General features: G+C 65.7%; 21 protein-coding genes. 12 read left to right on the top strand and 9 right to left on the bottom strand.

The genetic code is table 11. The features are described 5' to 3' along the window. Positions 1-248 precede the first annotated feature (248 nt). The 5 genes from ACG97_RS03020 (at position 249) to ACG97_RS03000 (ending at position 5519) form a co-directional block, all read left to right on the top strand. Complete coding sequence (locus tag ACG97_RS03020; RefSeq protein ID WP_047965853.1) at positions 249-1493, top strand: ABC transporter substrate-binding protein; 1245 nt, start codon at positions 249-251, stop codon at positions 1491-1493. A gap of 264 nt (positions 1494-1757) precedes the next feature. Then, positions 1758-2660: a carbohydrate ABC transporter permease gene (locus ACG97_RS03015; RefSeq protein WP_047965852.1), complete on the top strand. Its 903-nt coding sequence runs from the start codon at positions 1758-1760 to the stop codon at positions 2658-2660. A 46-nt stretch (positions 2661-2706) separates the two neighbouring features. After that, positions 2707-3510, top strand: a complete 804-nt coding sequence (locus ACG97_RS03010) for a carbohydrate ABC transporter permease (protein WP_170152126.1) — start codon at positions 2707-2709, stop codon at positions 3508-3510. Between the two features lie 3 nt (positions 3511-3513). Continuing rightward, positions 3514-4623 carry an ABC transporter ATP-binding protein gene (locus ACG97_RS03005; RefSeq protein WP_047965851.1) on the top strand — a complete coding sequence of 370 codons (1110 nt, stop codon included), beginning with the start codon at positions 3514-3516 and terminating at the stop codon, positions 4621-4623. Then, on the top strand, positions 4623-5519 hold the full coding sequence (locus ACG97_RS03000) for an aldo/keto reductase family oxidoreductase (RefSeq protein WP_047965850.1): 897 nt from the start codon (positions 4623-4625) through the stop codon (positions 5517-5519). Before ACG97_RS03005 ends, ACG97_RS03000 begins: the two co-directional genes overlap by 1 nt. Positions 5520-5824: 305 nt before the next feature. On the opposite strand, the gene ACG97_RS02995 is transcribed toward ACG97_RS03000, so the two are convergent. Then, positions 5825-6307 (bottom strand): hypothetical protein, encoded by a 483-nt coding sequence (locus ACG97_RS02995; protein ID WP_047965849.1) that lies wholly within the window; start codon positions 6305-6307, stop codon positions 5825-5827. Positions 6308-6381: 74 nt separating this feature from the next. After that, positions 6382-6804: an Lrp/AsnC family transcriptional regulator gene (locus ACG97_RS02990; protein WP_047965848.1), complete on the bottom strand. Its 423-nt coding sequence runs from the start codon at positions 6802-6804 to the stop codon at positions 6382-6384. A gap of 129 nt (positions 6805-6933) precedes the next feature. On the opposite strand from ACG97_RS02990, the gene ctlX reads away from it, so the two are divergent. Both ctlX and alaC read left to right on the top strand, forming a co-directional pair. Then, positions 6934-7854 carry a citrulline utilization hydrolase CtlX gene (gene ctlX, locus ACG97_RS02985; RefSeq protein WP_047965847.1) on the top strand — a complete coding sequence of 307 codons (921 nt, stop codon included), beginning with the start codon at positions 6934-6936 and terminating at the stop codon, positions 7852-7854. A 160-nt stretch (positions 7855-8014) separates the two neighbouring features. Next, complete coding sequence (gene alaC / locus ACG97_RS02980; RefSeq protein WP_047965846.1) at positions 8015-9223, top strand: alanine transaminase; 1209 nt, start codon at positions 8015-8017, stop codon at positions 9221-9223. A gap of 150 nt (positions 9224-9373) precedes the next feature. On the opposite strand, the gene ACG97_RS02975 is transcribed toward alaC, so the two are convergent. The 3 genes from ACG97_RS02975 to ACG97_RS02965 all read right to left on the bottom strand — a co-directional run bounded on the left by ACG97_RS02975 (position 9374) and on the right by ACG97_RS02965 (position 12632). Continuing rightward, on the bottom strand, positions 9374-9925 hold the full coding sequence (locus ACG97_RS02975) for a methylated-DNA--[protein]-cysteine S-methyltransferase (protein ID WP_047965845.1): 552 nt from the start codon (positions 9923-9925) through the stop codon (positions 9374-9376). Positions 9926-10145: 220 nt separating this feature from the next. Continuing rightward, positions 10146-12035, bottom strand: coding sequence for a ribonuclease catalytic domain-containing protein (locus tag ACG97_RS02970; RefSeq protein ID WP_047965844.1), 1890 nt, complete (start codon positions 12033-12035; stop codon positions 10146-10148). A gap of 105 nt (positions 12036-12140) precedes the next feature. Next, positions 12141-12632 (bottom strand): Lrp/AsnC family transcriptional regulator, encoded by a 492-nt coding sequence (locus ACG97_RS02965; protein WP_047965843.1) that lies wholly within the window; start codon positions 12630-12632, stop codon positions 12141-12143. A gap of 159 nt (positions 12633-12791) precedes the next feature. Between ACG97_RS02965 and kynU the strand changes: the two genes are divergently transcribed. Then, positions 12792-14042: a kynureninase gene (gene kynU / locus ACG97_RS02960; RefSeq protein ID WP_047965842.1), complete on the top strand. Its 1251-nt coding sequence runs from the start codon at positions 12792-12794 to the stop codon at positions 14040-14042. Between the two features lie 70 nt (positions 14043-14112). Here the strand turns inward: kynU and ACG97_RS02955 are convergent, their stop codons facing one another. The 3 genes from ACG97_RS02955 to ACG97_RS02945 form a co-directional block, all read right to left on the bottom strand. Further along, entirely contained in the window at positions 14113-14883 is a 771-nt protein-coding gene (locus tag ACG97_RS02955) for a DeoR/GlpR family DNA-binding transcription regulator (RefSeq protein WP_047965841.1), read from the bottom strand. Positions 14884-15054: 171 nt separating this feature from the next. Beyond that, positions 15055-15378: an MGMT family protein gene (locus tag ACG97_RS02950; RefSeq protein ID WP_047965840.1), complete on the bottom strand. Its 324-nt coding sequence runs from the start codon at positions 15376-15378 to the stop codon at positions 15055-15057. Then, positions 15378-16028, bottom strand: coding sequence for an MBL fold metallo-hydrolase (locus ACG97_RS02945; RefSeq protein WP_047965839.1), 651 nt, complete (start codon positions 16026-16028; stop codon positions 15378-15380). The genes ACG97_RS02950 and ACG97_RS02945 overlap by 1 nt, the downstream gene beginning before the upstream one ends. Before the next feature lie 278 nt (positions 16029-16306). Here ACG97_RS02945 and gap point away from each other — a divergent pair, with 278 nt between their 5' ends. The 4 genes from gap to ACG97_RS02925 all read left to right on the top strand — a co-directional run bounded on the left by gap (position 16307) and on the right by ACG97_RS02925 (position 18553). After that, positions 16307-17317, top strand: a complete 1011-nt coding sequence (gap, locus tag ACG97_RS02940) for a type I glyceraldehyde-3-phosphate dehydrogenase (protein ID WP_047965838.1) — start codon at positions 16307-16309, stop codon at positions 17315-17317. 287 nt (positions 17318-17604) lie between these two features. After that, positions 17605-17919 (top strand): YqjD family protein, encoded by a 315-nt coding sequence (locus ACG97_RS02935; RefSeq protein WP_047965837.1) that lies wholly within the window; start codon positions 17605-17607, stop codon positions 17917-17919. After that, positions 17919-18299, top strand: a complete 381-nt coding sequence (locus ACG97_RS02930) for a phage holin family protein (RefSeq protein ID WP_047965836.1) — start codon at positions 17919-17921, stop codon at positions 18297-18299. The genes ACG97_RS02935 and ACG97_RS02930 overlap by 1 nt, the downstream gene beginning before the upstream one ends. Then, on the top strand, positions 18296-18553 hold the full coding sequence (locus ACG97_RS02925) for a hypothetical protein (protein ID WP_047965835.1): 258 nt from the start codon (positions 18296-18298) through the stop codon (positions 18551-18553). Before ACG97_RS02930 ends, ACG97_RS02925 begins: the two co-directional genes overlap by 4 nt. Before the next feature lie 64 nt (positions 18554-18617). On the opposite strand, the gene ACG97_RS02920 is transcribed toward ACG97_RS02925, so the two are convergent. After that, positions 18618-19061, bottom strand: coding sequence for an Lrp/AsnC family transcriptional regulator (locus tag ACG97_RS02920; RefSeq protein ID WP_047965834.1), 444 nt, complete (start codon positions 19059-19061; stop codon positions 18618-18620). Positions 19062-19084: the final 23 nt, after the last annotated feature.

Genomic DNA, 19084 nt, shown 5'->3' with positions numbered 1-19084 from the left:
TGGTGCATCGCAGCAAACTCTCAGACTAGCAAACACAAGCCTTTCGCCGACATCATGACGCGGTGCACGATCCACGCCCGTTTCCTTACGCCATTCCCACCAAATCCTTACACAAAACTTACTAAGTCCCCGCTATAGTGCAGTCAATCCTGTGCGCCGCCCCGTTTTGGGGGTGCCGCCGCCGGGACACGATCATCCGCATCACAAAAAAATCCCTGCGGACATCACAACTACAGAAGGAGAGAGTTATGAAACTGAAACGTCTGAGCGCGGCCGTGCTGGCAGCCAGCCTGTTCCCTGTTGCCGCCCAGGCCGCCGACGTGGAAGTCCTGCACTGGTGGACCTCCGGTGGCGAAGCCAAATCCGTCGCCGAACTGAAGAAGATGATGAGCGCCCAGGGCGTGACGTGGAAGGATTTTGCCGTCGCCGGTGGCGGCGGCGACAACGCGATGACCGCGCTGAAGACGCGCGTGGTATCCGGCAACCCGCCGACCGCCGCCCAGATCAAGGGCCCGGCGATCCAGGAGTGGGGCGCCGAAGGCGTGCTGGCCGACATCGACGCCGTAGCCCGCGCTGGCAACTGGGACAAGCAGCTGCCGCCGGTAGTCAGCCGCGTGATGAAGTACAAGGGCAAGTACGTGGCCGCGCCGGTCAACGTGCACCGCGTGAACTGGCTGTGGGCCAACCCGGAAGCATTCAAGAAGGCCGGCGCCACCGTGCCGAAGACCTGGCCGGAATTCTTTGTCGCCGCCGACAAGCTGAAGAAGGCCGGCATCCAGCCTATCGCCCACGGCGGCCAGCCGTGGCAGGACGCCACCCTGTTCGAATCCGTAGCGCTGGGCGTGGGCGGTGCCGACTACTACAACAAGGCGTTCGTGAAGCTGGACAAGGCCACCCTCGCCGGCCCGACCACCGTCAAGGTGTTCGAGACCCTGGGCAAGGTGAAGACCTACATCGACAAGGGCGCCGCCGGCCGCGACTGGAACCTGGCCACCGCCATGGTGATCAACGGCAAGGCCGGCATGCAGTTCATGGGCGACTGGGCGAAGGGTGAATTCACCGCCGCCGGCAAGGTACCGGGCAAGGACTTCATCTGCACCGATGCACCGGGCACCCAGAATGCGTTCACCTTCAACATCGACAGCCTGGCGATGTTCCAGCAGAAAAACCCGGCCGCGGTGCAGGCCCAGGCCAAGTTGGCCGCCACCGTGATGAGCCCGGCATTCCAGGAAGTGTTCAACCTCAACAAGGGCTCGATCCCTGCCCGTCTCGACACGCCGATGGCCAAGTTCGACGACTGCGCGAAGAAGTCCAGCTTCGACATGAGCGCCGCCTCCAAGGGCAACAAGCTGGTGCCGAGCTTCGCCCACAAGATGGCGATGCCGTCCGCCACCGAAGGCGCGATGGTGGACGTGATCTCGCAGTTCATGAACTCCAGCATGACCGCGCAACAGGCCACCGAGCGTCTGGCCCGTGCCGGCGCCGTGCGCTAAGAGCGTATTCACGATCTAGCGAGCTCGCGCGAGACAAGGCGAAAACGGTTGGGGAAGCGGCGTTTACAAGCAGTAAATGCGCATACCTGAATCGTACTTAACGCCGTATCGCCCCAGTTGAAATCAAATCGCAGCAGATCGTGAGCAGGCTCTAAGCAGCGTGTGATCCGCGGCACCGGCGGCCCCCGCCGCCGGTCTGACCGGTCCGCCCCTGGCGGGCGGACCGGCCGCCGTGTTTTTGTACCGAGACAGCAAGGAATCATCATGTCCGGATCTTCATCCCAAGGCCGCCTCAGCGCGCTGGCCGACCGCTGGCTGCCCAAGCTGGTGCTGTCGCCAACGCTGGCGGCCAGCCTGATCTTCGTCTACGGCTTCATCGCCTGGACCGGCTGGCTCTCGTTTACCGAGTCCCGCCTGATGCCGCGCTACGAGTGGGCCGGCTTCGTGCAATACCAGGCGCTGTTCGAGAACGAGCGCTGGTGGACCGCTGCGGCCAACCTTGGCCTCTTCGGCGGCCTGTTCATCCTGTTCTGCCTGTTGGTCGGCCTCTTGATGGCCGTGCTGCTGGACCAGAAAATCCGCACCGAAGGCATGCTGCGCACCATCTACCTGTACCCGATGGCGCTGTCCTTCGTGGTCACCGGCACCGCCTGGAAGTGGATGCTGAACCCCGACATGGGCCTGCAAAAGGTGGTGGTCGACCTCGGTTTCACCGACTTCACCTTCGACTGGCTGGTCAACCCGGACATGGCGATCTACACCGTGGTCATCGCCGGCGTGTGGCAGAGCTCCGGCTTCGTGATGGCGCTGTTCCTCGCCGGCCTGCGCGGCATCGACGACTCCATCATCAAGGCAGCGCAGGTGGATGGCGCATCCTTGCCCACCATCTACCGCCGCATCCTGATCCCGTCGCTGCGTCCGGTGTTCTTCAGCGTGCTGCTGATCCTGTCGCACATCGCGATCAAGAGCTTTGACCTGGTGATGGCGCTGACCGGCGGCGGCCCGGGCAATTCGTCCGACGTGCCGGCGATCTTCATGTACCAGTTCGCCTTTACCCGTGGCCAGCTGGGGGTGGGTGCCGCCTCCGCGATGATGATGCTGTTCACCATCGTCGCCGTGCTGGTGCCGCTGATGTATATGGAAACAAGGAGTGCCAAACGTGTTTAAGAACCTGACACCTGGCCGCGCGCTGGTCTACGCCGCGCTGCTCCTGATGGCCATCTACTACCTGCTGCCGCTGTACGTGATGCTGACCACCTCGTTCAAGTCGCTGGACGACATCCGCGAGGGCAATATGCTGGCGCTGCCGCAAGCGTGGCAGGGCGGCGCCTGGGCCAAGGCCTGGGCCGAAGCCTGCACCGGCGTCGAATGCAACGGCATGCAGGGCTTCTTCTGGAACTCGATCAAGATGACGCTGCCGGCGGTAGCCATCTCCACCCTTCTGGGGGCGGTGAACGGCTACGTGGTGTCGATGTGGCGCTTCAGAGGCTCGGACGCGCTGTTCACCATGCTGCTGGTCGGCTGCTTCATCCCGTTCCAGGTGGTGCTGCTGCCGATGGCGCAGCTCCTGGGCCTGCTCGGCTTGGCCAACACCACCGCCGGCCTCGTGCTGGTACACGTGGTGTACGGCACCGCGTTCACCACCCTGTTCTTCCGCAACTTCTACATCACGGTGCCGGACGAGCTGGTGAAGGCGGCGCGCATCGACGGCGCCGGCTTCTGGACCATCTTCTTCCGCATCCTGCTGCCGATCTCCGGCCCGATCTTCGTGGTCTGCATCATCTGGCAGTTCACCCAGATCTGGAACGACTTCCTGTTCGGCGTGGTGTTCGCCTCCGGCGAATCGCAGCCGATCACGGTGGCGCTGAACAATCTGGTCAACACCTCCACCGGGGTGAAGGAATACAACGTGGACATGGCCGCGGCGATCATCGCCGCGCTGCCTACCCTGTTCGTTTACATGGTTGCCGGCCGCTACTTCGTGCGTGGCCTGACAGCCGGTGCCGTGAAAGGTTAAGAAATGGCAGCGCTTTCCATCAATAACGTGTGCAAGACCTACGCCAACGGCACCGACGTGCTCAAGGGCATCAACATCGCGATCGAAGACGGCGAGTTCCTGATCCTGGTCGGCCCGTCCGGCTGCGGCAAATCCACGCTGCTGAACATGATCGCGGGGCTGGACGACATCTCCAGCGGCGACATCGCCATCGGCAACAAGCGCGTGAACGAGCTGTCGCCCAAGGACCGCGACATCGCGATGGTGTTCCAGAGCTACGCGCTGTACCCGTCGATGACGGTGCGCGAGAACATCAGCTTCGGCCTGGAAATCCGCAAGACGCCCAAGGCCGACATCGACGCCACCGTCAAGCGCGTGGCCGAGATGCTGCAGATCACCCACCTCTTGGAACGCAAGCCGGGGCAGATGTCCGGCGGCCAGCGCCAGCGGGTGGCGATGGGGCGGGCGCTGGCGCGCAACCCGGCCATCTTCCTGTTCGACGAGCCGCTGTCCAACCTCGACGCCAAGCTGCGCGTGGAGATGCGCACCGAGATCAAGCTGATGCACCAGCGCCTGAAATCGACCATCGTCTACGTGACGCATGACCAGATCGAGGCGATGACGCTGGGCGACAAGATCGCGGTGATGAAGGACGGCATCGTGCAGCAGTTCGGCAGCCCGCAGGACATCTACGACAACCCGGCCAACCTGTTCGTCGCCGGCTTCATCGGCTCGCCGTCGATGAACTTCATCCCGGCCACCGTGGTGCAGTCCGGCAGCGACATCGGCGTGAAGATCTGCGACGACAACGGCTGCGTGGTGCTGCCGCTGCCGCACGACAAGGCGAAGCTGGCCGCGTTTGTGGGCAAGGAAGTGATCTTCGGCATCCGCCCGGAACAGATCACCGACGCGCGCACCGCCTACCGCGACGGCCTGCCGGTGATGGCCTGCCACATCGACGTGATCGAGCCGACCGGCCCGGACACGCTGGTCTTCGTGTCGCTGAACAACACCAAGGTCTGCTGCCGCACCCACCCGACCGAGGCCAAGTACCCGGGCGAGAGCATGGACCTGGTGTTCGACGTGTCCAAGGCGGTGCTGTTCGACCCGAAAACCGAAGCGCGGATCGTGTAATGAGCCGGCTGACCTTGCAAGGGTTGGCCGCAGACGGGCCGCTGCTGTCACCGGTAGCGGCCGGCGTCTGGCGCCTGGACGAGTGGGGGTTTGACGATGCGGCACTGGCGGCGTGGGTGGAACACGCCATCGCGCTGGGCATCACCAGCTTCGACCACGCCGACCTGTACGGCGGCTTCCGCTGCGAGGCGCTGTTCGGACGCTGGCTGAAAGCCAACCCGTCGCGGCGCGACGCCATCCAGCTGGTCAGCAAGTGCGGCATCAAGCCGCCGGACGCGGCGCGTGGCTGGCGGGTGAAGCACTACGACACCAGCGCTGCGCACATCACCGCCAGCGTGCACGCCTCGCTGCAGAACCTGGGCAGCGATCACCTGGACCTGTTGCTGCTGCACCGCCCGGACCCGCTGCTGGACGCCGACGAGGTGGCGGAAACCTTCGCGCGGCTGCGCGAGGCCGGCAAGGTGCGCCACTTCGGCGTGTCCAACTTCACGCCGGCGCAGTACGCGCTGCTGGCGTCACGCACGCCACTGGTCACCAACCAGATCGAGGCCTCGCTGCTGCATCTGGATCCGCTCATCGACGGCACGTTCGACCAGTGCCAGCAGCTGGGCGTGCGCCCGATGCTGTGGTCGCCGCTGGCCGGCGGCCGCCTGTTCGATGCTGCGGCCAACCCGGCGCTGGCGGCCGAGCTGCAACGGCTGGCCGGGGTGTACGCGGTCAGCGCCGCCACCATCGCGCTGGCGTGGCTGCTGCGCCACCCGTGCCGGCCGCTGCCCATCGTCGGCTCGCGCAAGCTGACCGCGCTGGACGACGCGGCCGCCGCCTGCCGGCTGACGCTGGCACGCGAGGACTGGTTCGCGCTGCTGCAGGCGGCGCGCGGCACGGAAGTGGCCTGAGCCGGCGGCAGTCGCAACGGCCACCGTGCCCGACCATCCCCTTTGCCTCATCACGGCGGCCTGCGGGCCGCTGTTTTCATGCGGCCAACCCTGGCCACAAGCACCTAAAACAGCGACCAAGCGGCGGCCGATGTCATCACGGCCGCGGCCGCCATCCTGCGTACAACGTTGGCCGCAAACCGTGCGGCCGGTCAGCGGCGCGCCTCGTCCGTTGCCCGCCAACCTGCCACCCCAAAAAACAAGCTTGGCCGCCAGCGATCGCCGGCGGCCAGCCTTGTCTCGCGTGGCGGAGGGCGCCCGTGCGCCTAGTTGCGGCCGGCCTGCCCCGCCAGCAACACCTTCCTGGCGACGGCGTAGCAGTCGTCCACATGCGCGTTGCCGATCAGCTTCATCGCGCCAAAGCTGACCGACGCCGCCAGCGCCTGCCCCAGCAGCGGCACGAAGCGGGCCGCCGACTTGGTCGCCAGCCGCAGCCCGATGCGCTGCAGCACCTTCAGCAGCAAGGGCCGGGTCACCAGCTTGCCGACCAGCTCGCTGCCAATGCTGGTGATGGCGACCAGCATGATTTTCTTCAGCTGCGGATCCAGCGCCTCGATCTGCTCCGGGCTGAGGCCGAACTTGCGGTTGATGGCCGGGATCATTTCCAGCAGCAGGCTGACATCGGCGCCGATGTCCAGCCCCGGGATCGGCAGCACCGCGGCACCGGCGGAGAGGCCGGCGCGTTTGGTCACCATCGCCTTGCATTCGTCGCGCAGGGCGTCCAGTTCGGCCAGCGTGCGTGGCGGCATGATTATTCCTTTCTGTCTCTGTTCCTGTTGCTCTGCTCGGCCAGCGCTGCGGCCAACCTTGGCCGCAGGCCGCGTCACACCTTGTGCGTGGACAGCAGCAGACTGGTCTCGGTGGCGGCGATGCCGGGGATCAGCCGGATGCGGCCCAGCACGCGGTCGAACTGCTCCAGCGTGTCGGCGCGCAGCTCGGTGACGATGTCCCAGCGGCCGTTGGTGGAGTGCAGCGCGTAGACGTGCGGCTCGCCACGCAGCGCCTGCAGTACCGCTGGCGTCCGGTTGCCCTCCACCGCGATATTCATCCACGCGCGGATGCGGTGCCCCTCCGCCTCCGGCTTCAGCCGCACGGTGTAGCCGATGATCACCCCGCTCTGCTCCAGCTTGTCGATGCGGTTCTGCACCGTGGCGCGCGATACCCGCAGCCGCTGCGCCAGCTCGGTCACCGACATGCGCGCATTGTCGCGCAGCAGCGCGATCAGCTGGCGATCTGTATCACTCATTGACATAACGCTACCCAAAAAGATCAATCTGCCAGTTTTTCGCCGGAAAAGTGACAGATTGTCAACTTCAGTATGGCAGCAGGCGACCGGAAAATAAGTACCATCCAAACCAGACCGCTACCCGCCGCCATGACACAGACCACCCGCAACATCGTGATGATCCGCCCCGCCCATTTCTTTTCCAATCCGGAAACCCGCGCCTCGAACCGCTTCCAGAAGCCGGGCCAGGACGACGCGGCGGCGCAGGACTGCGCGCGGGCGGAGTTTGACGGCTATGTCACGGCATTGCGCACCGCCGGCGTCAGCGTACTGGTGATCGACGACGAGTCGCAGGGCAATACCCCGGATTCCATCTTCCCCAACAACTGGATCAGCATGCACCCGGACGGCCGCGTGTTCCTGTATCCGATGGAGGCGCCCAACCGCCGCCGCGAACGCCGCGACAGCGTGATCGCGCGCATCCGCGCAGAGTTTGCCGTCGGCGAAGTATGCGACCTCAGCGCCTTCGAGGACGAGGGTAAATTCCTGGAGGGTACCGGGTCGATGGTGTTCGACCACGACCATCGCCTCGCCTACGTCTGCCTGTCCTCGCGCAGCCACCCCGAGGTGCTGGCCGCGCTGCTGATGCAGCTGGACTACCAGGCGCTGGTGTTCGACGCCGTCGACCGCGGCGGCGCCGCCATCTACCACACCAACGTGATGATGGCGGTCGGCAGCAAGCTGGCGGTGGTGTGTCTGGAATCGATCCAGCCGGCCAGCGCCCGCCAGCGGGTGCGCGAGCAGCTGCAGCGCCACGGCAAGCAGATCATCGACATCGACTACACGCAGATGGAGCACTTCTGCGGCAACGTGATCGAGCTGGCCGACGCCGCCGGCAACGCGGTGTTCGCGATGTCGTCGCGCGCCTGGCAGGCATTCACCCCGCAGCAACAGGCCACGTTGGCCGCAAACGGCACGGTGGCGCATGCGCCGCTGGACACCATCGAGAACCTGGGCGGCGGCGGCGCGCGCTGCATGGTGGCCGAGAACTTCCTGCCCCGGCACCGTTGAGCCGCCGCTGAGCCGTCGCGTCTGGCCTGCGGCCAACCTTGGCCACCACGTTCGGCGCGACACTGGACAAGCGCCATGCCGGCCGCTTACGATGGCCCTTCCCCTGTGTCGGGGGAGCGTCGCTCGGACGGTTCCGGGCGCTTACGTTGAAGGATTCCCCATGTCAGCTACTGGCAAGCGCCGCTTTGCGCGCATCGATCGTCTCCCGCCCTACGTTTTCAACATCACCGCCGAACGCAAGATGGCCGCCCGCCGCCGTGGCGACGACATCGTCGACATGAGCATGGGCAACCCCGACGGCGCCACGCCGCCGCACATCGTGGCCAAACTGACCGAGGCCGCGCAGCGCCCGGATACCCACGGCTACTCGGCGTCCAAGGGCATTCCGCGCCTGCGCCGCGCGATCAGCCGCTGGTATCAGCAGCGCTATCAGGTCGACATCGACCCCGACAGCGAAGCCATCGTCACCATCGGCTCCAAGGAAGGCCTGGCCCACCTGATGCTGGCGACGCTGGACCGCGGCGACACCGTGCTGGTGCCGGACCCGAGCTACCCGATCCACATCTACGGCGCGGTGATCGCCGGCGCGCAGATCCGCAGCGTGCCGCTGGCGCCGGGCATCGACTTCTTTGCCGAGCTGGAAAACGCCATTCGCGGCAGCTACCCGAAGCCCAAGATGATCGTGATCGGCTTCCCGTCCAACCCCACCGCGCAGTGCGTGGAGCTGGATTTCTTCGAGCGCGTGATCGCGCTGGCCAAGAAGCACGACATCTTCGTAGTGCACGATCTGGCCTACGCCGACATCGTGTTCGACGGCTGGAAGGCGCCGTCCATCATGCAGGTACCGGGCGCCAAGGACATCGCGGTGGAGTTTTTCACCCTGTCCAAGAGCTACAACATGGCCGGCTGGCGCATCGGCTTCATGGTCGGCAACCCCGATCTGGTCGCCGCGCTGGCGCGCATCAAGAGCTACCACGACTACGGCACCTTCACCCCGCTGCAGATCGCGGCCATCGCCGCGCTGGAAGGCGACCAGCAGTGCGTGAAGGACATCGCCGCCACCTACCAGAAGCGCCGCGACGTGCTGTACAAGGGCCTGATGGAGGCCGGCTGGCAGGTGGAGCTGCCGAAGGCGTCGATGTACATCTGGGCGCGCATTCCCGAGCACTACCGCAGCCTGGGCTCGCTGGCGTTTGCCAACCTGCTGCTGGACCAGGCCAAGGTGTCGGTGTCCCCAGGGGTGGGTTTTGGCGACTACGGCGACGAGTACGTGCGCTTCGCGCTGATCGAGAACGAGAGCCGCATCCGCCAGGCGATCCGCGGCATCAAGACCATGTTCCGCGCCGACGGCATCCTGCCGCCGGGCTGAGCCTGGTTTTCCCGGATGCGTCGGTGATGTCCCGGACGACCCGACTTGTCCGGGCGACCAAACCGAACAAACCATGCAAAACGCCGCCCATACCGGGCGGCGTTTTTTGTTGCGGCCAACGTTGGCCGCAAGGCACTGGCGAGTCGGGGGTCAGAACAGCTGCGGCTGGGTGTCGCCGAAACGGCTGCGCTGCTCGTGCTGCAGCAGCCAGGCCTTGCGCTGCAGGCCGCCGCCGTAGCCGGTGAGGCTGCCGTCCTTACCGATCACGCGGTGGCAGGGCACGATGATGGCGACGCGGTTGGCACCGTTGGCACCGGCCACCGCACGGATGGCGGCGGGGTTGCCCAGCCGCTCGGCCTGCTGCTGGTAGCTGGCGGTGTCGCCATAGGGGATGGTTTGCAGCGCCGCCCACACCTGTTGCTGGAAGACGGTGCCGGGCAGGTGCAGCGCCACCTCGAACCGCTGGCGCGTGCCGGCAAAGTACTCGCCGATCTCGGCCTCGGCCTGGCGGGTATGGGCGTTTTCGCCGGCGATGATGCGCGTTTGCAGCAGGCGCTGCAGGTCGGCAAATTCACGCTCGTTGCGCTGGCTGACGGCAAATTCCAGCAGGCACACGCCCTGTTCGCTGGCACAGACGAACATCGGCCCCAACGGGCCGTGAAAACGGTGGAGCAGGATAGGATCGTGCTGTGTGCTGTGCATGGTGTTGCTGCCGGTGGGTTGCGTGAAATGGTGCCCCGGGCGCCGCCAACAGAATATCGCGACCGACGCAGGCCGTCCTAATGGTACGGCAAGGCGCGCAACGCAGGGGCGGGTTTTATTAGTGGCGCCGGGCCGCGCTGCCGGTCATGAGCGGACAAAAAAAGGCCCCGCCGTGGCGGGGCCTGGTCATGTCGCTTGCGGCCAACCCTGGCCGCAACGCTCAGGCCGGTTGCTCGCTAGCCGCCGCGGCCGGCTGCTGCTTGCGCTCGATGACCTCGATGAAGCGGAACTCGATCTCCTGCATCAGCTCGTCGATGCGGATGATCTGCAGCTTGATGCGGTCGCCGGCGGCCAGCTCCGGCAGGCCGGGGATGCGCTGGCGCATCGGCACGCCGTCGATGCGCACCAGGTCTTCCTTGATGTAGCTGGCGGTCGGCTCGCTGATGCCTTGCTGGCTGAACCAGCGCAGGCACCAGAAGTGCTCCATCTTGTCCTGGAAGCCGAGGTAGGCGCTGTAGGCGGCGTCGAAATCGCGCAGCAGCGCGAACAGCATCGCGTCGCCCTGCGGGTATTGCGGCGTCTCGCCGCGGATCATCGCCACCAGCTGGCGCTGGTTGACGAAGTCCGACGCGCGGCGCAGCGGCGAGGTGCTCCACGCGTACTGCGCGACGCCCAGGCCGATGTGCGGCTCCGGACGGGTGGTCATGCGTACCTTGCCCATGCTCTGCGCGCGGTACATCGCCGGGATATCGGCCTCGGCCAGCATGCGGCCCCACTCGCTGTTGGCGAGGATCATCAGCTCGGACACCAGCTTGTCCATCGGCGAGCCGCGCTTGCGCACGCTGATGATGACCTTGCCGTCGACCACGTTGAAGTTGTAGTCCACCTGCGGCGGGCGGTTCGGGTCCGGCGTCTTGCCGCGGAACGCTTCGCGCGCATTGGCAAACTGCCACAGCCACACCAATTCCTTCTTGAACGCGTAGTCGGGGCCGAAGCCGTCTGCGGCCAACGTTTCCTCGTTGAACACCTGTTCCAGCTGGTCGTGACGCAGGTTGGCCGCGATGTTGACGCGCTCGATGCGGTTGTCGAAGCCGACCAGCGAAAAATCGGGCGCCACCTCCACGTACAGGCTCAGCGCCGGGCAGGCCTGGCCTTCCTGCAGCGTGAACTGCTGCACCACGTCGTCCGGCAGCATGGTGATCTTGTCGCCGGGGAAGTAGACGGTGGACAGGCGGTTGTGCACCAGCTTCTCGATGTCGGAGCCGACCGCCACGCCCAGCGTCGGCGCGGCGATATGGATGCCGACGCGGATGTTGCCGTTATCCAGCCACTGTACCGACAGCGCGTCGTCGATCTCGGTGGTGGCGGCGTCGTCGATGGAGAAGGCCTGCACCTCGGACAGCGGCAGGTCGGCCGGCATGGTGGCCGGCGCGTAGCTGCCAAAGCCCAGCCCTTTCGGGAAGTGCTCCAGCTGGAAGCCGGCCATCAGGTATTCCGGCACCGACGGGATGCCGCCGACGTGGTGCGCCAGACGCAGCGGCGGCAGGCCGCTGGCGCGGCTGGCCTGGTCGAAGGCCTTGAATTCGAGGGTGTTCTTGTCCGGGCGGTACAGCAGCGGCATCAGGTGGCTGCGGATCGCCTCCGGCAGCGTGCCGGCGGCCAGTTCGGCGGCCCAGGCGTCGACCTGTTCCTGTTCGCGCTTCTTGCGTTCGATACCGGCCAGCGCCGCCTTCAGCGTCTCTTCCGGTGCCGACTTGAAGCGGCCCTTGGCCTTCTTGTAGAAGTACATCGGCGCCGCGTACAGCTTGATCAGGATGGCAGCCGATTCGAACGCGTTCGGCGCGTGGCCGAAGTAGTCGGCGGCCAGGGAGTCGAAGCCGAACTCGTCGTCGCCGCAGCATTCCCACAGAAAGTCGACGTCGATGTCGGCCGCAATCGCCTCGGCCGCGGGCAGGAAGTCCTGCAGCGCGCTGGAAAACTCCAGGAACACGTTGGCGGCCTTGAGTTTGGCGCGCTTGCCGTGCTGGGTGTCGACTTGCAGGCTGGCATCATTGCGGGAGACGATGCTGCCCACCTTGAAGCTGCCGCTTTCTTCGTAAAAGACGTTCATGCTGGCTCTGCGGGACAGGCTCGCCCCGGATCGTAGGTGAAACCGGAAAGTATACCAGCAGCGCCGCTGATCCCGCCGTGCCATCGCACCGCGGTGTGGGTTTTGTCACGACACGCCGCCGCGCGTCGTCTTGTCCGCCAGCGGCAGCACGCCGAGCTGGTTCTTGATGGTCTGCATCACGATGTAGGAACAGATGTCGCGCATGCCCGGCAGCTTGTTCAGCTTGTCGACGACAAAGGCGGAAAACGCCGCCAGATTGGCACAGCGCACGTGCAGCATGTAGTTGCACGGCCCGGCGACGATGTAGGCGGCGGCGACCTCGTCGAAGGCCTGCACCTGCTGCAGGAAGGTGTCGTGCCAGTCGTCGCGGCTGCGGTCCAGGCTGACCTGCACCATCGCCTCCAGCTCGAAGCCCAGCCGCGCCGCGTCCAGCTCGGCACGGTAGCCGCGGATCAGGCCCTGTTCTTCCAGCATGCGCACCCGGCGCAGGCAGGCCGACGGCGACAGCGCCACCCGGTCGGCGAGGTCCTGGTTGCTGAGCCGGCCGTTGTGCTGCAGCGCGGCCAGAATGCGCCAGTCGATTGCGTCCAGTTGCATTTGCAAGACTCCACGAAATAAACACCGTAAAAGTGAATATTCTGCGAAATCAGGTACTTTCACAATCCGAACTTGCAATTTTTCCGGCGCGCGACGCTGCTAAGCTATGTTCATGGCCGCCACCGTTGCGACCAACCTTAGCCCACAAGGAGCCCTACCATGCTTAGCCGTAACGCCTGCCTGCAGGCCGACCAGCAAGACCCGCTTGCCCGCTTCCGCCAGCAGTTCGCGCTGCCCGCCGACACCATCTACCTCGACGGCAATTCGCTGGGCGTGCTGCCGCACAGCGCGCTGGCGCGCAGCCAGCAGGTAATCAGCGAGCAGTGGGGGCAAGGCCTGATCCGCAGCTGGAACGACGCCGGCTGGTTCGAGCTGCCCGCGCGACTGGGCAACAAGCTGGCGGCGCTGCTCGGCGCCGGCGCCGACGAGGTGGTGGTCACCGACACCACCTCGCTCAACCTGTTCAAGGCGCTGGCCGCCGCGCTGCGCATCCAGCAGCAGGCGCATCCGGCGCGGCGGGTGATCGTGTCCGAGCGCGACAACTTCCCCACCGACCTGTACATGATCCAGGGCCTGATCGACCTGCTGCAGCAGGGCTACGAGCTGCGCCTGACCGACGAGGCGCTGCCGCTGGAAGCGGCGCTGGACGACGATGTCGCGGTACTGCTGTTGTCGCACGTGAACTACCGCACCGGTGCCATGTACGACATGGCGGCGACCAACGAACTCGCCCACCGCCACGGCGCGCTGACGATCTGGGATCTGGCGCACGCCGCCGGCGCGGTGCCGCTGGCACTGAATGCCGCCGATGCCGACTTTGCCGTCGGCTGCACCTACAAGTACCTGAACGGCGGCCCCGGCGCGCCAGCCTTCATCTGGGTGGCGCCGCGGCACCAGGGCCGCTTCTGGCAGCCGCTGTCCGGCTGGTGGGGTCACGCGCAGCCGTTCGAGATGCGCAGCGACTACCAGCCGGCCGGCGGCATCCACCGCTTCCTGTGCGGCACGCAGCCGGTCGTGTCGCTGGCGCTGCTGGAGTGCGGGCTGGACATCGCGCTGCAGGCGGACATGGACGCGGTACGGCGCAAGTCACTGGCGCTGACCGACCTGTTCATCGAGTTGGTGGAGCAGCGCTGCGGCGAGCATCCGCTGACGCTGATCACCCCGCGCGATCATGCGCGGCGCGGCAGCCACGTCAGCTACCGTCACCCGCACGGCTTTGCCGTGATGCAGGCGCTGATTGCCGCCGGCGTGATCGGCGACTACCGCGAACCGGAAGTGCTGCGCTTCGGCATCACCCCGCTCTATCTGGGCTACACCGACATCTGGGACGCGGTCGACACCCTGAAGCAGATCCTCGACAGCGGTAGCTGGGATGCGCCGCAATTCCACCGCCGCGGCGCGGTGACCTGAGCCTGCGGCCAACCTTGCACACAGCAAAACAGGGCACCCGCGGGTGCCCTGTTTTGTGCTGCGTGACCTGTCAGACCGGATCGGCCAGATACATCCTCACGCTGTGTTCCTCCAGCAGCTTTTTCAGGCTCTCCGGCGGCATCGCGTCGGTGTAGATGGCGTTGAATTCGCTGATGTGGCCCATGCGCACCAGCGCATTGCGGCCGAACTTGCTGTGGTCGGCGGCGAGGAAGCGGTGACGGGCATTGGCCATCATCGCCTGCGCCACGCGCACTTCGCGGTAGTCGAAATCGAGCAGCGAGCCGTCAGCCTCTATTCCCGACACCCCGATCACCGCGTAGTCGACCTTGAACTGGTTGATGAAGTCCAGCGTCGCCACCCCGGTGATGCCGCCGTCGGAGGCCCGCACCACGCCGGAGGTGATCATCACCGTGAAATCGGGGTTGGTGGACATGATCGAGGCGACGTGGATGTTGTTGGTGATCACGCGCAGCCCCTTGTGGGTGCTGGTCAGCGCCTGTGCCACCGCCTCGATGGTGGTGCCGATGCTCATGAACAGCGAGGCATGGTCGGGGATGTTTTCCGCGATCATGTCGGCGATGTGCGCCTTTTCGCTCTGCAGCTTGCCCTTGCGCGCGAAGTAATCCTCGTTCTCCACGCTGCTGCCGAGGGCGGCGCCACCGTGATAGCGGCGCAGCAGGTTGGCCTCGCACAGCTGGTTGATGTCGCGGCGGATGGTCTGCGGGGTAACGTCCAGCAAGCGGGCGAGCTCTTCAATCGGCATAAAGCCGTTTTCGCGCACCAGCTGCAAAATCTTGTCGTGTCTGGGTGATCGGCTCATGGCAGCAAGTTCGTAAACGAAAATTACAGCTTAGTCTTTAACATAGTTGCTACATAAACCGCAACTTTTCGGCGCCACAAACGAACCATTCGCCATAAAAAACGCCAGCGCGGTCAGCGCTGGCGGGGCGGGGTACCGGCCGCGCGCCTCCGTGCCATCTGCCGCGCGCGCTCAGCGCAGGAAATACGCTGGCGGCCAGCCATAACGGAACAGGTCGACGCGGCCCTTGCTGTCCAGCTCGATGCCGTCCTGCTGCAGCAGCAGGCGCTGGTAGTCGGCGCCCTCGCTGCCCGGCCGCGCGATGCGGCCGCCGCTGCCGACCACACGGAACCACGGCAGCGCCAGCTCCGCCGGCAGCCGCCCCAAGAGCGCGCCGACATGGCGCGCGTGGCGCGGATAGCCGGCCAGCGCCGCCAGCGTGCCGTAGGTGCTGACCATCCCCGGCGGGATGTCTCGCAGCGCGCGCAGCACCGCGTGCTCGAACTCCGGCGCCATCAGCCGTAGCGGCGGTCGGCAACGAAGGGGTTGCTGCGCCGCTCCTCTCCTATAGTGGTAAAGGGGCCATGCCCCGGTACTACCACCATGTCGTCCGGCAGCGCGAACAGCTTGCCGCGGATGGCGTCGATCAGTTGCTGGTGGTTGCCCATCGGGAAGTCGGTGCGCCCGATGCTGCCCTGGAACAGCACGTCGCCGACGATGCAAAGGTTGGCCGCATGACTGACAAACACCACATGACCCGGGGTGTGGCCGGGACAGTGCAGCACCGCCAGCACTTCCTCACCCACCGTCACCGTGTCGCCCTCTTCCAGCCAGCGCTCCGGCGTCAGCGGCTCGCTACGCGGAAAGCCGAACATGGTGCCTTGGCTGGGCAGCTGGTCGAGCCAGAAGCTTTCCGCCCGCTGCGGGCCTTCGATCGCCACGCCCAGCGCATCGGCCAGCGCGCGTGCGCCGCCGGCGTGGTCGATGTGGCCGTGGGTGAGCAGCAGCTTTTCCACCGTCAGGTCGTGCTCGCGCACGAAAGCAAGAATGCGGTCGATATCGCCACCGGCGTCGACCACGGCGGCACGGCGGGTGACATCGCACCAGATCACGGAACAGTTTTGCTGGAATGGCGTCACCGGGACGACTTGCAGTTGCAGGGACATGGCAGGCATCACTTGGCAGGGAATCGATTCTGCGATTGTGGCACGGGCGGGCGGTGCGGCCAACCTTGCCGCCGCCGGCAAGCCGCGGAGACCGGCGCCGGTCACAATCAGGCCCTGACGCGGCGAAATTGAGTAAAGAAGTGTTAACAGGCGCCGTTGTTGGTAATCCACCCCTTACAGTGGTGTAGTCGGTTGAGTACATCGGCCATTGCGGCAACGATGTCATGCATCGGGACGCGACCGTGCGTCCGGCCAAACACAAGTAAAGAGGAGTCATCATGGCACTGAAACTGGCAATTAACGGCTATGGCCGTATCGGTCGCATGGTACTGCGTGCCTGGCAGGAACGCTTCGCCGACAAGGATATTGAAATCGTTGCCATCAACGATCTGGGCAATCCGGAACTGCACGCCCACCTGACCAAGTACGATTCCATCCACGGCCCGTTCCCCGGCACCGTGGCACTGGACGGCGACAAACTGGTGGTCAACGGCAAGCCGATCCAGCTGCTGTCGGTACGCAACCCGGCCGAACTGCCGTGGGGCGAGATGGGCATCGACATCGTGCTGGAATGCACCGGCATCTTCACCAAGCGCGACAAGGCCGGCCTGCACCTGCAAGCCGGTGCCAAGAAGGTGCTGATCTCCGCGCCGGCCGACGACGCCGACGCCACCATCGTGTTCGGCGTCAACGACAACACCCTGCGCAGCGAGATGAGCATCGTGTCCAACGCCAGCTGCACCACCAACTGCCTGGCACCACTGGTCAAGCCGCTGAACGACACCATCGGCGTCGCCCACGGCCTGATGACCACCGTGCACTCCTACACCAACGACCAGGTACTGCTGGATACCGAACACAGCGACCTGCGCCGCGCCCGTTCCGCCGCGCTGTCGATGATCCCGACCAAGACCGGCGCCGCTGCCGCCGTCGGCCTGGTGCTGCCGGAGCTGAAAGGCAAGCTGGACGGCTTCGCGGTACGCGTGCCGACCGCCAACGTGTCGCTGGTGGACCTGACCTTCACCGCCCGCCGCGACACCACCGTCGCCGAGGTGAACGAGATCGTCACCGCCGCCGCCAATGGCGCGCTGAAGGGCGTGCTGGCGGTGAACACCCTGCCACTGGTGTCCATCGACTTCATGCACAACTCGGCGTCCAGCGTGTTCGACGCCTCGCTGACCCGCGTCATTGAGGGCCGCCAGGTGAAGGTGCTGTCGTGGTACGACAACGAGTGGGGCTTCTCCAACCGCATGCTGGACACCGCACGCGCCTGGGCGGCCGCCAGATAATTCCCTGGCGTCCGTGTGGAGACGGACGCCTTGCTCTTTGGTTCTGTTGCTTCTTCGTGCATAAACCGTTTGCCTGCCCGCCACCGGGCAGGCTTTTTTACGTCTATGCTCAAGCATGCCGTTGCGGAACCTTTTGCCGTCGGCACAGCCCATCCAGTACCGGCCATGACAATGCACTGATCTGCCCGCCTGCGTGCGCACCCCGACGCGGGTGGCCGCGACAGGGCCAGGGCCGGTACCCGGGCTTACGTTTTTCCACGTCGTGATGTTCGTCCAAGGAGGTAGTCATGCCAGATCAATTCCTTAACGCCGAGAAAGAAAAACTGCTGGCCGATGTGCGCAGCGTGCTCAACCACACCGAGGAGCTGCTGGCCAGTGCCGGCGAGGAAGGCGGCGCCAAGGCGCTGGAACTGCGCAACAAGCTCAGCGCCAACCTGAAGCTGGCCAAGGAACGGCTGCTGGACGCGGAAAAGGCGACGGTGGCGAAAGCCAGGGCCGCGGCCAAGGTCACCGACAACTACGTGCATGAACACCCGTGGAAAGCGATCGGCATCGCCGCCGCCATCGCCTTCCTGCTCGGGCTGCTGGTGTCGCGCCGCTGATGGCTGATACCCCGCGCCTGGGCAGCCTCGCCTCGCTGCTGCACGGGCTGGGCGCGCTGCTGTTCAACCGTGCCGAGCTGGCGCGGCTGGAGTGGCAGGAGCAACAGGAACGGCTGCTGCTGCAGACCATGCTGGCGGGGCTGGCGGTATTGCTGCTGCTGGCGGCGCTGATCGCGCTGCTGCTGTTCGTGGCGCTGGTGACGCCGGCGGCGTGGCGCGCCACGGTGATGGGCGCGCTGGCACTGCTGCTGGCCGGCAGCGGCATCGGCCTGCTGCTGGCGCTGCGGCGCCGTGCGGAACGCGCCCCGGCGGCATTCGCCAGCACGCTGCAGGAGCTGCGCAAGGACTGGCAGGCCCTGTCCGGCAAGGAGCTGCCATGACGCGAGCGCAACGCGAAGAGCGCAAGCAGTTGCTGCTGCTGAAGGGTGAATTGCTGCGCATGCAGCTGGTGCTGGAAGCCGAACGCTGGCGCCAGCCGACGCACCTGCTGCGCCAGGGCGTCAGCCTGTTCGGCGCCTCCGCCGGCAGCGGCCTGCTCGGCAGCGCGCTGTTGCTGCTGCGTCAGGGCCGGCTGCGGCGCTCGCTGCGGTGGCTGCTGGCCATCCTCGGCCTGTGGCGGATGCTGCGGCGCTGACGGCAACGCCAACCGGCGGCCTCTGGCCGCCGGGTTCCCGACTCGCCCGCCGTGGCGCTGGCGCTTACTCGTCGTCGCGCCAGCCCGGCATCCGCGCACCGACCGGCACGTCGATCACGATTGAGGTCTTGGTGTCGCCGTACTGCATCAGCCGCGCGATCACCTGCTGCAGGGTGGCCATATTGTCGACCGCCACCTTGATCATCAGCCCGCTGCTGCCGGTGATCGAGTAGCACTCGGTGATCTCCGGCATCGTCTTCAGCGTCTCCAGCACGCCGTAGTATTCCAGGTTTTTCACCGTCAGCTCGATCAGGCACTGGATCGGGTAACCCAGCTTTTCCGGGTTGATTATTGCCCGATATCCGGTAATGACACCGGAACGCTCCAGTTTTTCCACTCTTTCGGCAACAGCCGGTGCCGACAGGCTGACGCGGCGCGCCAGTTCGGCGTAGCTGAGACGGGCGTTTTCATGCAGTGCAGCAATGATTTTGCGATCAAACTTGTCCATGCTTTGGATTCGAAAGTAAATTT

Origin of the sequence: Vogesella sp. EB (assembly GCF_001037925.1) — a bacterium.
In the GTDB taxonomy this organism is placed as follows: Bacteria; Pseudomonadota; Gammaproteobacteria; order Burkholderiales; family Chromobacteriaceae; genus Vogesella; species Vogesella indigofera.
This window is presented reverse-complemented; position numbering and strand designations above follow the sequence as displayed.

Coding starts and splice junctions, on each gene's coding strand:
- kynU (WP_047965842.1), top strand. CDS start 12,792: ATGCTTAGCCGTAACGCCTGCCTGCAGGCCGACCAGCAAGACCCGCTT.
- ACG97_RS02975 (WP_047965845.1), bottom strand. CDS start 9,925: ATGCACAGCACACAGCACGATCCTATCCTGCTCCACCGTTTTCACGGC.
- ctlX (WP_047965847.1), top strand. CDS start 6,934: ATGACACAGACCACCCGCAACATCGTGATGATCCGCCCCGCCCATTTC.
- ACG97_RS02955 (WP_047965841.1), bottom strand. CDS start 14,883: ATGAGCCGATCACCCAGACACGACAAGATTTTGCAGCTGGTGCGCGAA.
- ACG97_RS02995 (WP_047965849.1), bottom strand. CDS start 6,307: ATGCCGCCACGCACGCTGGCCGAACTGGACGCCCTGCGCGACGAATGC.
- ACG97_RS03000 (WP_047965850.1), top strand. CDS start 4,623: ATGAGCCGGCTGACCTTGCAAGGGTTGGCCGCAGACGGGCCGCTGCTG.
- ACG97_RS02935 (WP_047965837.1), top strand. CDS start 17,605: ATGCCAGATCAATTCCTTAACGCCGAGAAAGAAAAACTGCTGGCCGAT.
- ACG97_RS03015 (WP_047965852.1), top strand. CDS start 1,758: ATGTCCGGATCTTCATCCCAAGGCCGCCTCAGCGCGCTGGCCGACCGC.
- ACG97_RS02950 (WP_047965840.1), bottom strand. CDS start 15,378: ATGGCGCCGGAGTTCGAGCACGCGGTGCTGCGCGCGCTGCGAGACATC.
- ACG97_RS02920 (WP_047965834.1), bottom strand. CDS start 19,061: ATGGACAAGTTTGATCGCAAAATCATTGCTGCACTGCATGAAAACGCC.
- gap (WP_047965838.1), top strand. CDS start 16,307: ATGGCACTGAAACTGGCAATTAACGGCTATGGCCGTATCGGTCGCATG.
- ACG97_RS02945 (WP_047965839.1), bottom strand. CDS start 16,028: ATGTCCCTGCAACTGCAAGTCGTCCCGGTGACGCCATTCCAGCAAAAC.
- ACG97_RS02970 (WP_047965844.1), bottom strand. CDS start 12,035: ATGAACGTCTTTTACGAAGAAAGCGGCAGCTTCAAGGTGGGCAGCATC.
- ACG97_RS02965 (WP_047965843.1), bottom strand. CDS start 12,632: ATGCAACTGGACGCAATCGACTGGCGCATTCTGGCCGCGCTGCAGCAC.
- ACG97_RS02925 (WP_047965835.1), top strand. CDS start 18,296: ATGACGCGAGCGCAACGCGAAGAGCGCAAGCAGTTGCTGCTGCTGAAG.
- ACG97_RS03005 (WP_047965851.1), top strand. CDS start 3,514: ATGGCAGCGCTTTCCATCAATAACGTGTGCAAGACCTACGCCAACGGC.
- alaC (WP_047965846.1), top strand. CDS start 8,015: ATGTCAGCTACTGGCAAGCGCCGCTTTGCGCGCATCGATCGTCTCCCG.
- ACG97_RS02930 (WP_047965836.1), top strand. CDS start 17,919: ATGGCTGATACCCCGCGCCTGGGCAGCCTCGCCTCGCTGCTGCACGGG.
- ACG97_RS03010 (WP_170152126.1), top strand. CDS start 2,707: ATGGCCATCTACTACCTGCTGCCGCTGTACGTGATGCTGACCACCTCG.
- ACG97_RS03020 (WP_047965853.1), top strand. CDS start 249: ATGAAACTGAAACGTCTGAGCGCGGCCGTGCTGGCAGCCAGCCTGTTC.
- ACG97_RS02990 (WP_047965848.1), bottom strand. CDS start 6,804: ATGAGTGATACAGATCGCCAGCTGATCGCGCTGCTGCGCGACAATGCG.